This window comes from Flavobacterium fragile, assembly GCF_023634865.1.
Taxonomy (GTDB): Bacteria; Bacteroidota; Bacteroidia; order Flavobacteriales; family Flavobacteriaceae; genus Flavobacterium; species Flavobacterium fragile.
The window spans coordinates 42,579-57,964 of sequence record NZ_JAMLJN010000010.1 but is presented as its reverse complement, the minus strand read 5'-3'; the positions used below and the strand labels follow the sequence as shown (position 1 = coordinate 57,964).

12 protein-coding genes and 3 tRNA genes are annotated in these 15,386 nt (G+C 30.9%); 10 read left to right on the top strand and 5 right to left on the bottom strand.

Annotated elements, in window-relative coordinates; all coding sequences use genetic code 11:
* Positions 1–113 precede the first annotated feature (113 nt).
* Positions 114–4,556: a translocation/assembly module TamB domain-containing protein gene (locus NAT47_RS11060; protein ID WP_250582739.1), complete on the bottom strand. Its 4,443-nt coding sequence runs from the start codon at positions 4,554–4,556 to the stop codon at positions 114–116.
* Positions 4,557–4,718: 162 nt separating this feature from the next.
* Here NAT47_RS11060 and tsaD point away from each other — a divergent pair, with 162 nt between their 5' ends.
* From tsaD to NAT47_RS11020, 8 genes are all read left to right on the top strand, one after another.
* A complete protein-coding gene (tsaD, locus tag NAT47_RS11055) occupies positions 4,719–5,741 on the top strand; it encodes a tRNA (adenosine(37)-N6)-threonylcarbamoyltransferase complex transferase subunit TsaD (RefSeq protein WP_250582737.1) in 1,023 nt (340 codons plus the stop codon).
* 4 nt (positions 5,742–5,745) lie between these two features.
* Positions 5,746–6,204 (top strand): hypothetical protein, encoded by a 459-nt coding sequence (locus NAT47_RS11050; RefSeq protein WP_250582735.1) that lies wholly within the window; start codon positions 5,746–5,748, stop codon positions 6,202–6,204.
* 2 nt (positions 6,205–6,206) lie between these two features.
* Positions 6,207–6,911: a 16S rRNA (uracil(1498)-N(3))-methyltransferase gene (locus tag NAT47_RS11045; RefSeq protein ID WP_250582733.1), complete on the top strand. Its 705-nt coding sequence runs from the start codon at positions 6,207–6,209 to the stop codon at positions 6,909–6,911.
* A complete protein-coding gene (locus tag NAT47_RS11040; RefSeq protein WP_250582731.1) occupies positions 6,904–7,542 on the top strand; it encodes a DUF4159 domain-containing protein in 639 nt (212 codons plus the stop codon). Before NAT47_RS11045 ends, NAT47_RS11040 begins: the two co-directional genes overlap by 8 nt.
* Before the next feature lie 138 nt (positions 7,543–7,680).
* Positions 7,681–8,649 (top strand): zinc metalloprotease, encoded by a 969-nt coding sequence (locus NAT47_RS11035; RefSeq protein ID WP_250582729.1) that lies wholly within the window; start codon positions 7,681–7,683, stop codon positions 8,647–8,649.
* A gap of 79 nt (positions 8,650–8,728) precedes the next feature.
* On the top strand, positions 8,729–9,823 hold the full coding sequence (locus NAT47_RS11030) for an AI-2E family transporter (protein ID WP_250582727.1): 1,095 nt from the start codon (positions 8,729–8,731) through the stop codon (positions 9,821–9,823).
* 1 nt (position 9,824) lies between these two features.
* Positions 9,825–11,003 carry a class I SAM-dependent methyltransferase gene (locus tag NAT47_RS11025; RefSeq protein ID WP_250582725.1) on the top strand — a complete coding sequence of 393 codons (1,179 nt, stop codon included), beginning with the start codon at positions 9,825–9,827 and terminating at the stop codon, positions 11,001–11,003.
* A gap of 5 nt (positions 11,004–11,008) precedes the next feature.
* Positions 11,009–11,578: a hypothetical protein gene (locus tag NAT47_RS11020; protein WP_250582722.1), complete on the top strand. Its 570-nt coding sequence runs from the start codon at positions 11,009–11,011 to the stop codon at positions 11,576–11,578.
* 70 nt (positions 11,579–11,648) lie between these two features.
* Here NAT47_RS11020 and NAT47_RS11015 read toward each other — a convergent pair.
* The 3 genes from NAT47_RS11015 to NAT47_RS11005 form a co-directional block, all read right to left on the bottom strand.
* Positions 11,649–11,722 (bottom strand) — tRNA-Arg (locus tag NAT47_RS11015).
* Positions 11,723–11,736: 14 nt separating this feature from the next.
* Positions 11,737–11,811: transfer RNA gene (locus NAT47_RS11010), tRNA-Pro, on the bottom strand.
* 12 nt (positions 11,812–11,823) lie between these two features.
* Positions 11,824–11,907 (bottom strand) — tRNA-Ser (locus NAT47_RS11005).
* Positions 11,908–12,175: 268 nt separating this feature from the next.
* Between NAT47_RS11005 and NAT47_RS11000 the strand changes: the two genes are divergently transcribed.
* A complete protein-coding gene (locus NAT47_RS11000; protein ID WP_250582720.1) occupies positions 12,176–13,354 on the top strand; it encodes an acetyl-CoA C-acyltransferase in 1,179 nt (392 codons plus the stop codon).
* Positions 13,355–13,441: 87 nt separating this feature from the next.
* The gene (locus tag NAT47_RS10995; RefSeq protein ID WP_250582718.1) at positions 13,442–14,203 is read left to right on the top strand and encodes a C40 family peptidase; all 762 of its coding nucleotides are present in this window, start codon (positions 13,442–13,444) and stop codon (positions 14,201–14,203) included.
* 31 nt (positions 14,204–14,234) lie between these two features.
* On the opposite strand, the gene NAT47_RS10990 is transcribed toward NAT47_RS10995, so the two are convergent.
* The gene (locus tag NAT47_RS10990; protein WP_250582716.1) at positions 14,235–15,341 is read right to left on the bottom strand and encodes a hypothetical protein; all 1,107 of its coding nucleotides are present in this window, start codon (positions 15,339–15,341) and stop codon (positions 14,235–14,237) included.
* Positions 15,342–15,386: the final 45 nt, after the last annotated feature.

The following is a 15,386-nucleotide window of genomic DNA, read 5'->3' as shown; positions in this document are numbered from 1 at the left end:
TATAAAACGAAAAATAAAAAACTAGAGTTGATTGTTAACAATTTAAAAATCGCTAAAAATTCAAACGTTTTCGTTAATAAGTTTTTGAGTTTTATAATAAAAATTTAAAAAAATTAGTCTATTTCAGGAACTTTAGCAGGTTCTTCTTTTGGAGTTGTAGTCGTTTTAGATTTTCGAGAATTAATCAGTTCTAGAAACTCAGGAGGAAATTCTTCTGAATCTGGAAAATCATTATTAGACTGTGAGGAAGTAGATTTCTTTTTATTTTTATTTAAAATGCGCTGCATTAATTCTTTAAAGTTATTGAATTCGATATTGTAAGTAATTCCTAAACCTTGTGTGTAACCAATACCTTCTACAATATAATTAATATCATTTTCTCTATTAAAAACATGAGCATTAAGTGTACCATCTTCATTAATTTGAACTAAAACTTCCAAATTACCCACAATTACTGATTCAGTAACTCCACCCACAGGAACTCCGACTTTACCGTTTATAGTTATTCTGTCGTTGATTCTGGTATTCATGGTAACACCTACTCTATCCGAAATTTCAGTAAGACGATTTCCTTGTGAATAATCCAATCCGAGTTGTAAATTACTATCTTGGTCTTCAAATAAACCATTAATCAAAGAGCTAGCTCCCTCAATAAGGGAACCATAAGCAGCATTACCAGAAGAAACGGCAGTAACAAAAGAACCTGTCGCCATCAAAGCAAAAGCTTGTGTTTGTCGGGTATCTTTATCTTGTAATTTGTAATCAATCTCGCTTTTTAAAACCGAACTAACAGTTGGAAAATCGATAACAAAATCAGGTTGAGGATTACTTAGATTTCCATTTAGTAATATAGTTACATCGGTATCAACCTTTCTATTAAAAGAAGCACTTTCAACTAAAACAGCAGGATTAGCCATAGTTTTGTAAGTTGCTTTTAAATCCAAAACAGCATCTAGTGGCTCTCCATCCCATCGAATAGTTCCTCCTTTTTCAACTTTGAATTTTTTATCAATTATACTACCATATTTGAAATTATACTGACCTTCTTGAACAATAAAATCTCCGAACATTTGAAACTTTCCTAGAGTATTAATGTTCATTTGCATAGAACCAACTCCAGTGCCTTTCATAGCATGACCTGTTTCACGATTTAAAATAATTTCGATATCAGCATCCGTATCAATATCAAAATTGAAATCCAATTCAATACCTTGGTATTTATTTTCTTTCTTGTTAATTCCTGTTAAAGATTTTAGATATTCTTCTTTAGTCATAAAGTTAATGAAAGAATTATTACCTAAATCTTCTTCATCATTAACTGGAATTTTTATTGAAGTTCCCTTTTCAGATTCGCCCGAAACTTTAATATTTAAAGCATCTACAGAACCCGTTATACTTGCTTTTCCTTTCATAAAAGCAGTTCCGTAATAATAGGCATCTTCAGAGTCTTTTGTGTTTAGGGCCAAAATATTATCTGAAATTAAATGCAAATCCAATTCCCAATCACCCAAATTTTCATGACGAATAGTACCATCAATTACTCCTCTAGTTTTGTATTTGGTATCGGTAACTTCTATTTTTCGTAAACTAAATTGGTGCTCGGTTAAATCCACAATAGCATTTTTTTCAAAAGCATAATCTACATTTAAATAAGGCACATTCATTCCCGCATCATTTAGGTATAATCTACCGTCAATTTCTGGTTTCGTCAATGAACCACCAATTGTTGTTCTTCCTGTGGCATTTCCCCTCACATCAGACAGAACACTTCCGAGTAGTGAGCCGAAAGGGGCCAAATTAAACTTTTCAAATCCGGCTTCTAAATCTAAACTCGACTGTTCTTTTACGAAATTAACCTTTCCATCTAAAAAGAAATGATCTTTACTATCTTGTGTAATGCTTGAATTTACCTTAAACTCATTAAAATTTTCGTTTCCTTCAATTCTAAAATCCAAGTCCCCTAATAAAAATTTATTTATTTTTAAGCTATCAATTGTGATATTTGAAACAGGATCATATTTGTACCTATCTTGTTTGTAGGTTACATTTCCATTTATTTTTCCTCCAAAAGACAAACTATCCAATTCAGGTGTAACCTTATTCAAATCCACATCATCAAAAGTTAATTTGAAATCTTTGTATGTAGAATCACGCATAACACCAAAAAAATCTATTTTTTGATTATTATGGGATAAGGTAAGTTTTTCAAAATCGAAATTTTTCAAATTTTTATCGAAAACTATCTTATTATCATCTGTTTCTAACTCGTTAATAAACCACAAATAATCTTTGAATTTTATTTCTGATTTCTTAAACCCTACAATAGATTGTTTGTTTTTGTTAATGGTATGATACAAATTCAAATCATAAGTATCTGCTCCTTTAGGTCCGCCTTTGAACTCAGAACGAACGAATAAAGTATCATTTAAAGTAACGTTAATTAAATTAAAATCAGCAATCTTATAAGTATCATTTTTTATAGAATCAACACTTATATAAGCATTGTAAAGTGGATTTTTATTGTCAATATCAATATTTACATTCTCAATACTATTATTAAATGCGATGATATTTGGTGACGAGAAATCAAATTCAAATTTTCCTTCATCTCCATTTATTCTTCCTCTAGCTTCAGTGTTTTCAGAAATTTTAATATCAGGAACAAATACCTCTACAATTTTATCGTGAATAGTGACATCAAAATTTAAAAATTGACCTTTATCTAATTTATTTGGTGAATAGTTAGCATATAAACTTCCCAACGCATTTTCAACCATTTTTTGCAATTGGTTTACTTTGTATTTACCAACTATTTGACCAGTAATGATGTCTGGAGAATTGACTTCAATAGTTCTAACCTTTTCTGCATCGAAAGAAGATGTTACTTGAAAATCATCAAAGAAATACGAATCTTTACTATTTTGATATGAAACATTATTTATTTTTAAAACTCCTGCTAAATCATCAATCGAATTTCCATTAGCTTTAAAGTCAATAGTTCCTTTTAAAATTGAGATGGAATCTGATTTATAAAAATTTAAAATATGTAAATCAGCATAATCAACTTGGGCTTTAAAATCGTAGTTTTTAGCTTTTAAACTCAGATCGATAGTTCCATCAAAATCCATTTTTAAGTTGGGATCATTACTATTGAAATAGCCTTTGTAAAAAGGCATCTTCATACTTCCATCGACCGTAATGTTTTGATAATTATAACCGTTATAATAAAACTTATCAATTTTTCCTTTGATGGCAGTATTCAATAATTTTTGAGTAAATCCTTTACCATCAACATCTAAATCTAAGGTAGTTTTCCCAATTTCATTCTGAGCCAAAAGCGTTCCCAAATCAAAAGCATCCAATTTGATATTTCCTTGATAAGAAGCATTATCTATATTATTGATGTTTTGCATTGCTAAATTACCTTCTAAGTAACCCAATTGTGATAACATTGAAACATCAGCATTGATATACTTTTGAGTTAATTCAACGTCTCCTGCAATATTGACATTTCCTAATTTAGCCAAAACCGATGGTAAATTATTGCCTAAAATTCGTGGTAAAATAGATTTTAAATCTTCGTAATTGGAAGTAATTCGATCAAAGTTTCCTTTCATGTAAAACTCTTGATTTCCTTTTCCAAACAGATTTCTAAAATTCGCAGTTCCAATAATTTCTGATTGATGCTTGTCTACTAATTTTAAATTATAAGTTGTGAAATTATTCAATGTTCCAACTAAATGCGTATCAACATAAAAGATATTATTTTTCCCGAATTCATTGTAAAAATAATTTAAATCGTTTGAAGCAATTGTAGCTTTATCAAACTGAACATCAAAAATAACTTTGTTATTAAAGTCTGAAAAATCTTTTCTGTTGTATTTTAACTCTACTCTACCTTTCATTTCGGATAAAGGCGTTTTCATTTCCAGCTGTTCTAACAGAATATTTTTCTTGGTATACGTAAAATCAGCCGTAATATTTTCAACCACTAAACCACGATGATCTTTGAATGACAACTTGTCTATAAAAGTATAAACATTGGGGCCTTTAATAAAGAAATCTTCAATTTTACCATTTAATTGCGTAAAATCAAGCATTTTTGGTGTTTGAAGATTGTGGTCTACATATTGAAAACGACTATTAAAAACCGTCATCTTATTCGCTTTCATTCTAAATCTCCCCGAAGAAGGCGAACCATCATCAAAGGCTTCAATGAATTTATCTAAGTTGGTGTAATCTTCGTTTTTATAATTTACAATTCGAACATCTAATCCATGCAAAAAAACGTCTTTCAAATAGGGATGACCTGGATCATAAATTTTCTTAAAACTTAGAATAGAAGTATTTAATTTCTTGATGTAAAATAACGTATCTTGATGATGATCTAAAACTAAAACCTCACCAAGTTTTACACTTCCGAAAGGCGTAATAGCAACTTTTCCTATAGCAATGTTTGTTCCGAAAGACTTATTCAAGCTATCAGTTGCGTATTTTCCTAAAGCAGTTTGCACAAAGGGTAACGACAAAAGAATACCCAATAGGAGAAACAGCAATAAAATTGCAATTAGGGAACGAAATAGTATTTTTTTAAATTTTTTGATACGTTCTTTTGTTTTAAATTTGCTACCAATTATTTAACTGGGTGTATAACCCAACAAAAATAAGGAAATTTGTAAGATAATTACAATATCCCTATTCCAAATTTCATGCCTAAAATGTCAGAAAGAAAAATATATACATTAGCCATCGAAAGTTCGTGTGATGATACGTCTGCAGCCGTACTTTGCAATGATGTTGTTTTATCCAATATTGTAGCGCGACAAGCGATTCACGAAGAATATGGTGGCGTAGTTCCAGAATTAGCTTCGAGAGCGCACCAACAAAATATTGTTCCAGTAGTAGATGTTGCCATTAAAAAGGCTGGAATTACGAAAAAAGATTTAAATTGTATCGCTTTTACACAAGGTCCAGGATTAATGGGTTCGCTGTTGGTTGGTGGTTCTTTTGCAAAATCAATGAGTATGGCTTTGGATATTCCGTTAGTCGCGGTAAATCACATGAAAGCGCATATTTTGGCACATTTTATTGATGAAGATGGCTTTGATAAACCTACTTTCCCATTTTTAGCATTGACTATTTCTGGCGGACATACCCAAATTGTGAAAGTAAATAGTTTTTTTGATTTGGAAATTATTGGCGAAACTACTGATGACGCGGTGGGTGAAGCTTTTGATAAATCGGCTAAGATATTAGGACTTCCCTATCCTGGAGGACCTTTGATTGATAAATTTGCGCAAGAAGGAAATCCGAAAGCGTTTCCATTTACCAAACCAAAAGTCGACGGATTAAATTTTAGCTTCAGCGGTTTGAAAACCCAAATTTTATATTTCATCCAAAAAAATGCAGCAGAAAATCCAAATTTCATTGAAGAAAACAAAGCCGATATTTGTGCTTCTATTCAATATACCATTATCAATATTTTAATGGATAAGCTAAAATTAGCTGTTGCTGAAACGGGAATTAACCAAATTGCAATTGGTGGTGGTGTTTCGGCAAATTCAGGAATTCGAACTACATTGAAAGAAGCCGAAAAAAAATACGGTTGGAAATCTTATATTCCAAAATTTGAATACACAACCGATAATGCGGCAATGATTGGAATTGTCGGCTATTACAACTTTTTAGAAGAAAATTTCAGTCAGGCAGATGTTACTTCTAAAGCAAGAATTGAATTTTAACAAAATGGATTCAATAATTAAAAGAAATAACTCCAATTTTGTTTGGTTGAGAAATGATAAAACCGTAGGGAATTTATCATTTTATAGTGGTTCAAATCTTGAAGCTCAAATAAAAATTAATGACACTGAATTATATGAAATAAAACCTTATGGATGGTTTGGACAAAAAATCAAAATAACAAAAGATTCTAATACGATTTGCGAACTAAAATTAAGTTTCTGGCAATCAAAAATGATTATATCTTTCGCAAAAGAAAAATATCTTTTATCATCTAAAGGCTTTTTCTCAAATTTTTTTGTTCTTAAAAATGAAGAAAGTGAAATTTTATTTGAATTGCGTTTTTCAAGAAAAATTAATAATTTTAAGGTTATACTAAATCATAATAAAGAAATATCTGATTTAGTCAAAATGTTAGCCGTTTACGGTGCAATTAACATAACTAAATCTAACTATCAATCTTAGAAATGCAACTATTCTATAATTCCGACATAAAACAAGGCGCTACTACTTTCTTTTTCGACAAAGAAGAAAGCAAACACATAGTTAAAGTATTACGTAAAAAAGAAAATGATAAAATATTTATTACTAATGGATTAGGTTTTTTATTTGAATCAGAAATTATTTTGGCTTCTGAAAAAAAATGTGAAGTAAAAATAATAAAAGAAACCTTTCAAGAACCTGATAAATTTTACACACATATTGTAGTTGCTCCCACTAAAATGAATGACCGATTGGAATGGTTTTTAGAAAAAGCAACCGAAATTGGTATTCATGAAATCACGCCAATTATTTGTGAACACTCCGAACGGAAAGTATATAAAATTGATCGAGCGGAAAAAATCATTCAAGCCGCAATGAAACAGTCGTTACATTATTATATTCCAAAAATTAATGAACCGATTTCGTTCGCACAATTTGTAAAATCAAATAGCGACGGGCAAAAATTCATTGCACATTGTGAAGAAACCGATAAAAAATCGTTTAAAAACGAAGTCAATAAAGATGAAAAAGTTACTATTTTGATTGGACCAGAAGGTGATTTTTCTACAAAAGAAATCAATTTGGCCATTGAAAATGGATTTATTCCAGTAACTTTGGGAAACACAAGATTGAGAACAGAAACGGCTGCTTTAGTAGCTTGTCATACAATTGCTTTGATAAATGAATAGAATTTTAGTCATTATTATATTAGTTTGGAATTTGGGATTTTCTCAAGAAATCGCTGTTGCTAAATATTCAGGTGGTGGCGATTGGTACGCCAATCCGACTTCTTTACCTAATTTGGCTAAATTTTGCAATCAAAATATCAATACTAAAATCAATACTAAAATTGCTACAGTTGATGTTGGGAGTTCAGAAATTTTCTCATATCCTTATGTTCATTTAACTGGTCACGGTAATGTAGTTTTCAGTGCAAACGATGTTATCAATCTTAGAAATTATTTAATTTCTGGAGGTTTTTTACATATTGACGATAATTACGGAATGAATGAATACATTCGAAAAGAAATCAAAAAAATATTTCCCGATAATCCACTAACGGAAATTCCTTCAAATCATATTTTATTTCAAGAACCATTTAATTTCCCAAATGGATTACCTAAAATCCATGAACACGACAATCAAAAACCACAAGCCTTTGGAGTCTTTATTGAAGGAAGAATCGTTTTACTTTATACTTACGAGACTGATTTAGGTGATGGTTGGGAAGATTCAGAAGTACATAACAATCCACAAAGAATTCGAGAAATTGCGCTTAAAATGGGAGCAAATATTCTTAACTACGCTTTCAAAAATTAATTAAGTTATTAATTTAACATTTTTTTTACACATCCTATTTTTTTATTTAAAAAAATTATTATTTTTGTTAATAATTTTAAAAAAAATAGTGATAATCTAAAAATACAAACCGAAACTAACCATTAACTTTATTAATTTATGAAAAAAAATCTGTTATCGATTTTAGCTCTTAGCCTCGTGCTGTTTTCTTGTAGTTCAGAAGAAAATTCTGTTGACAACCAAATTTCAAACACTGAAGTAACTCACAATCACAGAAATTGTGCTTCACACGATGTTCATGAACGTCAATTAAGAGAAAATCCTGAATTAGCGATGAGAATGAACGCTATTGAAAATTTTACTCAACAACGAATTGTTGAAAATGCAAGACTTGTAAATGGTAGAATTGTTATTCCTGTTGTTGTTAATGTCTTGTATAGAACTGCTGCAGAGAATATTTCATTAGCACAAATTCAATCACAAATAGATGTTTTAAACCGTGATTTCAATGCTAGTAATGCTGATTTTTCACAAATACCATCTGTTTTTTATGGTGTTGCCGCTAATGTGGGCATCACTTTTGAATTAGATGCTGTTTACAGAAAATCTACCAAAAAAACATCTTGGGGAACACGAGATGCAATGAAAAAAAGCAGTCAAGGCGGATTAAACCCTACATCTCCTTCTACAAAACTTAATTTATGGGTTTGTACTATTGGCAGCGGAATCTTAGGTTATGCTCAATTCCCAGGTGGCTCATTAGCTACAGATGGTGTAGTAGTTGACTCTAAATATTTTGGAACTGTAGGAACAGCTACTGCTCCTTATAACTTAGGAAGAACTGCTACTCATGAAGTAGGTCACTGGTTAAATTTAAGACATATTTGGGGTGACACCACTTGTGGAAGTGATTTAGTTAACGATACTCCTACTCATAACACTGCTAACTATGGTGTTCCAGCATTCCCTCACTATTCTACTTGTACAGGAAATCCAATCGAAATGACTATGAATTTCATGGATTATACTGATGATGCGGGTATGTATATGTTCTCAGAAGGACAAAAATCAAGAATGTTAGCACTTTTTGCTTCAGGAGGAGCTAGATTTTCATTTGCTCAACCTTAATTTAAATTCGATATAAACTTATATTAAAAACTCATCAAAATTTGGTGAGTTTTTTTTATTTTAGCAAAAAATCACAACAATGACTACAAAAGAATTATCTAGTGGAATTGTCAGAGCTACTCTAATTCTAACAGCAATAGCACTTTCATTACTTTTTCTATACAAAATTTCTACTGTGATAATATATGGTCTTATCTCAGTAGTTTTTACTCTTTTACTAAATCCATTGGTACTTTTTTTAAAAAGAAAATTGAAATTTAAAAATACTCTAGCAGTTGTTGTTTCAATGATTTTAGTAATTTTATTATTAATTGGTATAGGATTTCTTTTTATTCCATTATTAATATCCCAAGGCGAAAATTTATCTTTACTTGACATTCAGTCTTTAGAACAAAATTACAATCGCCTATTAAGCAATGTTATAAACTATCTCGAAAGTTACAATATTGACGTGGAAAAAGTTTTTAAAAGCACCAATTTAACCTCTTTTTCTAACTTCGAATTTATTCCTATTTTTTTGAACACAATTCTAAATACCATCGGAAATATCGGAATGGGATTTGCATCTGTTTTGTTTATTTCTTTTTTCTTGTTAAAAGAAAGAGCCTCATTTTTTAATGCATTTAGAAATGTTTTACCCTTTAATCAAAAAGAGAAAATTTTAAATTCGGTCAATAAAATCAATGAAATGCTTTCTAAATATTTTTTAGGACTATTGTTGCAACTATTCATTATTTTAGTACTCTATTCTTTCGTATTCATTATTTTTGGTGTGCAAAATGCGTTGATAATTGCTCTTTTATGTGCAGTGCTCAACATCGTACCATATATCGGTCCAATAATAGCAACATTTGTCGCTGGACTTTTGATAATGATTAGCAGCATTGGTACAGGAGTTGATTTTGCAACCGAAACAGTACCCACTACAATTTACGTTTTAATAGGAATGCTAATAATTCAAGTAATCGATAACAATATCAGTGCACCCTTAATTTTTTCAAAAAGCACAAATTCACATCCACTAGAAATTTTTCTTGTTGTCTTAATAGCTGGAATCTTATCTGGTATTACTGGAATGATTATCGCAGTTCCCTTTTATACATGTCTTAAAGTTATTGGAAAAGAATTTTTACCTGAAAATAAAGTTATAAAAGCCCTTACTAAAAACTTATAGTTTGAATCTAAAATCTATTTTACAGACTGAAATACAAAATTTTATCAATCAAAATTTGGATTCGGACATTTCAAAATTAGCTTTGAAGAAAAATCCTTTTCCACATATCAATTATACAATACTAATTAACCAAATTATTGCAAAAAAGAAAGCAAAAGATAAACTCCCAACTTGGTTTTCAAGTGAAAATATCGTTTATCCCGAGAAAATTTCTATTGAGCAAACATCTTCAGAAACTACGGCTAAATACAAGGCTTCCTTAGTTTCAGGAGATAAAATGATTGATTGTACAGGAGGATTTGGCATTGACGATTACTACTTTTCAAAACAATTCCAATCGGTTATTCATTGCGAATTGAATGCCGATTTATCTCAAATCGTAAAACATAATTTCGAAGTTTTACAAGCAACGAATATTGAATGTTATCAAGGCGATAGCACAGAAATCTTAAAACAATTGAACAAGAAATTCGATTGCATTTACATCGATCCTTCTAGAAGAAATCATGCAAAAGTAAAAGTCTTTATGTTAGCGGATTGTTTACCAAACGTGGTTGATTTACAAGATTTTTATTACCAATTTACCGACACGATTTTAATCAAAACCGCTCCTATTTTAGACCTTCATGCCGGATTATTGGAATTAAAAAATGTATCAGAAATTCACATTGTTGCTGTTGATAATGAGGTAAAAGAATTGCTCTGGAAAATTGATAAAAATTTCAACAAATCACCTGAAATTATTGCAGTAAATTTGGAAAAAGAAAAACAAACAATTACTAAAGTTGAAAGTTCAAAAGCGTATTTTGCTTCGTATAGTTTACCCAAAAAATATCTGTACGAACCCAATGCTTCTCTAATGAAATCTGGTAGATTTGAAGCCATTTCCGAATTATTTGCTATTGAAAAATTGCACCAGCATTCACACTTATATACTTCGGATGAGTTTATTGATTTTCCTGGAAGAAAATTTCAAATTGATACAATTGTTCCGTTTCAGAAAAAAGAAATTTCGCAACATATTCAAGGTAAAAAAATGAATGTTTCTACGCGAAATTTTCCCATAAAACCTGAAGAAATCAAAAAAAAATTCAAAATTACAGATGGTGGAACAGTTTATGCTTTTTTCACCACGAATATGAAAAATGAAAAATTAATTTTACTTTGCACCAAATTATAAACCATATGAAAAATCTTTTATTACTTCTTTTATTATCTACTTTTACTATAAATGCTCAAACAAAAGATTGTGTTTATGATGTTGAAGAGAAAACCGATTCTACATCACTTAAAACGCTACCACATAAATTGATGAATGAAAAGATTTTTGGTAATAACAAAGAGTTCATTTTTTTTGGATTACTCAATAACAATGGTGTTCCAATGTTGAGCCTACAACAACTTCAAAAAAATAATGATTTTATTCCAACAAGTTGTTTATCTAAAAATTCTAAAATTATTTTTCAACTAATGAATGGCAAAATTGTAACGCTTCGACATGCCTTTGATGATGTTTGTAGTGATTTAACTTATAATTCAGAAGAAAAGAATAATATTCGAATCCTTACTGCTTATTTCTACTTTACAAAAACAAATTATGAAGAGCTAAAAAGTAGCCCAATTAGTTTAATGCGTATTCAATTTGCAGGAGAAACAAAAGATTTTGTGTTAAAAAATGAATTGATGTCCGAAACATTAAAAACAACTTCCAATCCAGCTAGCTATTTTATTGAATTTTTGAAGTGTGTGGAGTAGAATAAATTTTGTGAACGTTTTATTAATACCACTAAAAACAAAAAAGCCTTGCAAATGCAAGGCTTTTTTGTGATCGCGCCAGGATTCGAACCTGGGACCTACTCATTAGAAGTGAGTTGCTCTATCCAGCTGAGCTACGCAACCTAATATTTATTTTGTCGGGGTGGCAGGATTCGAACCTGCGGCCTCCTGCTCCCAAAGCAGGCGCGATAACCGGGCTACGCTACACCCCGAAAACAAAAAAGCGGAGAGACAGGGACTCGAACCCTGGCGACGGTTACCCGTCGACAGATTAGCAATCTGCTCCGTTACCACTCCGGCACCTCTCCTATTATTGTTGTAAGAACTTATCTTTTTTGCGGTTGCAAATGTATATTTTCATTCTTAAATATACAACATTTTTGGGAGTTTTTTTCAATATTTTTTTATAATTTTTCAAAAAACACTTACAATCAATAAAATAGCTAATCAATAAAATCCTTACCAAATTATCGAAAACTAAATAAAATTAATTTAATGATTAGAATAACCTTAAAAACCTTGCCTCGTTTCGAATAAAAATAGTAAATTCGCAATTCAAATAAAAACCTTTCTATCATGAATAAAAAAGTAGTTATCGTTTCTGCCGTTAGAACTCCAATCGGAAGTTTCATGGGAGCTTTATCTAGTGTACCTGCCACAAAATTAGGTGCTGCTGCCATCAAAGGCGCTTTAAATAAAATAAATTTAGATCCTAAATTAGTTGACGAAGTATTAATGGGTAACGTAGTTCAAGCTGGAAACGGCCAAGCTCCTGCTAGACAAGCTGCTTTATACGCTGGTTTATCGGAAAGTGTAGCTTGTACTACTGTAAATAAAGTTTGTGCTAGTGGTATGAAAGCCGTTATGCAAGGTGCTCAAGCTATCATGGCTGGAGATGCGGAAGTCGTTGTAGCGGGTGGTATGGAAAACATGAGCTTGATTCCTCATTACGTTCACTTAAGAAATGGTGTAAAATTTGGACCAACTTCATTAGTTGATGGTATGCAAAAGGATGGTTTAACTGACGCATATGATAATAACGCTATGGGGGTTTGTGCTGACTTATGTGCAACCGAATACAATATTACAAGAGAAGATCAAGATAACTTCGCGATTCAATCGTATCAACGTTCGGCTGCAGCTTGGGAAGCAGGTAAATTCGATGCAGAAATAGTTCCTGTTGAAGTACCTCAAAGAAAAGGTGATCCTATTGTTATTACAAAAGACGAAGAATATACTAATGTAAAATTAGATAAAATTCCAGCATTAGCTCCAGTTTTTACAAAAGAAGGAACAGTTACTGCAGCAAACGCTTCCACTATTAATGACGGAGCTGCCGCTTTAGTATTAATGAGCGAAGAAAAAGCAAAATCTTTAGGTTTAACTCCTTTAGCATACATTAAATCATACGCTGATGCTGCCCAAGAACCAAAATGGTTTACAACAGCTCCTGCAAAAGCATTACCAAAAGCATTAGACAAAGCTGGAATTGCTATTTCTGATGTTGATTTCTTCGAATTTAATGAGGCTTTCTCTGTTGTTTGTTTAGCTAATGCTAAAATTTTAGGATTAGATAATAATAAAATTAATGTTAATGGAGGAGCAGTTTCATTGGGTCACCCTCTTGGATGTTCTGGAGCTAGAATTATAGTTACATTGATTAATGTTTTAAACCAAAACAATGCAAAAATTGGTGCAGCTGCTATCTGTAATGGTGGTGGTGGTGCTTCAGCTATTGTTATTGAAAGAGCATAATTTATAACTTTTACTGATGATGAATTTTGAATTTTAATTACATTTGTAATTGAATTCTTAATTCATCATTTCTTATTTTGAACCAACATGTTTGGAATTTGTAATTTAGCCATAGTACCCGTAAGAGCGGAAGCCAATGACAGAAGCGAACAAGTTTCGCAATTGCTTTTTGGCGAACATTTTAAAATTATTGAAATGACTGCAAAATGGGTGCAAGTCGAATTGGCATATGATGGTTATATTGGTTGGATTGACTCTAAGCAATATATAGCTATTTCAGAAGAACAATATCAAATTTTAAACAATACTCCAATTGTTTTAAATGCAGATTTAGTTGAATATATCACCACTCCGAACAATCAACTGACTTCCATAACTTTAGGAGCTTCCTTATCCTTTTTAGATAATGAAGAAATCAATACCAGTAAATATAGTTTTGAAGGAGTAAAAGTTTGTGGTCAAAAACCAAAAACAGATTTAATCAAAACGGCTTTTATGTATTTAAATGCTCCTTATTTGTGGGGTGGAAAAACACCTTTCGGAATTGATTGTTCTGGTTTCACACAAATGGTATATAAATTAAATGGTTATAAACTTTTAAGAGATGCCTCACAACAGGCCACTCAAGGTGATGCTTTAAGTTTTATCGAAGAGAGTGAACCTGGTGATTTAGCTTTTTTTGACAATGAGGAAGGTAATATCATTCACGTAGGAATAATGATGGAAAATAATTATATCATCCACGCTTCCGGGAAGGTAAGAATAGATCGCTTAGATCATTTGGGAATTTACAATGCCGAAACAAATCGTCATACTCACAAACTGAGGGTTATAAAGAAAATTATATAAAAAAAGTCCTGATTTTATCAGGACTTTTTTTTTAGTTAAAAGCTTTAGCTTTTTCTGGTTGATCTGTAATTAAATAACTTGTTTTCAACAGACTTTTAGTATTGGTATCATTCGGATTTATAGAATATGCTTTTTCTAAATCAGGCAATGCTTTTGTGAAAATTTCTTTTCTTTTCTTCATTAGTTCATCATATTTTTTTGAATTATCACGTGAAGCATTGATTTCTTTCACAATATCTTGCTCTTCGGCTAAATAGGAAATAGCAGAATTGTAATAAACTTTGAATTCTCCATCCTTTAATTCTTCATCATTTGGTAATAATTTGCGAGCTTCTGCATAAGCAACTTTAGCTTTTTCAATTTCTTTATTTTGAGTATATAAAATCGCTAATATCTTATAAACATCTCCTTTTTTTGTGGAATTTTTTACATCTTTAGGTTTTTCATGCGTTCCTAAAGTAATATACTGACTTCTATGCTCTCTACTATTAAATTCCTCTTCACTTTCATTAGCTTTATTAATAGCCAAATAAGTAGTTCCTTTATTTAAATAATCACTTTCTAAATATTCTTCATATAATTTTTGAGCCAACTTATAATCCTCAGCCTGAATTGATAAAATTGCAGCATTTTTTAAAGACTTACCTTCATTCATAGGATCAAAAAGATACAATGAATAAAATAAACCTGACGCCTCTTTATATTTTTTTGCATTGTTTAAATTCATTGCAAAAGAAGAAATACCATTTTTAAACTCTGCCTTCTCTTGAATTAATTCATCAGTATATATTTTCTTCCCTGATTTTTTTTCAAACTCTAACGTTTCATTTATTACCTCTCCATAAGATTTAATAAATTCTGGATTATAAAGTTTCACTTGATCTTCCAAAGTTGCTTTTTCACCCTTTGAGGCTAAAACAACAGTTGGATACATCACCTTGTAAAATTTTGCATAAACTTTGTCTGATTCCTCACTAGCTAAAGTTTGTAAAGCATCACTTGCAAGTTTGTAATTTTCTAAATCTTTTTCAGTTATAGCGTTTTTACTATAAATTTTCTTTAATGTTTTTAGCTCATCTTTTTGAGCAAATGTTGCAACGGATAATAATAAAGTTGCACTTAATACTAATTTTTTCATTGTAATAAAATCTGGGTTAAACAAAAGCCCAAAAAATATTTGGGC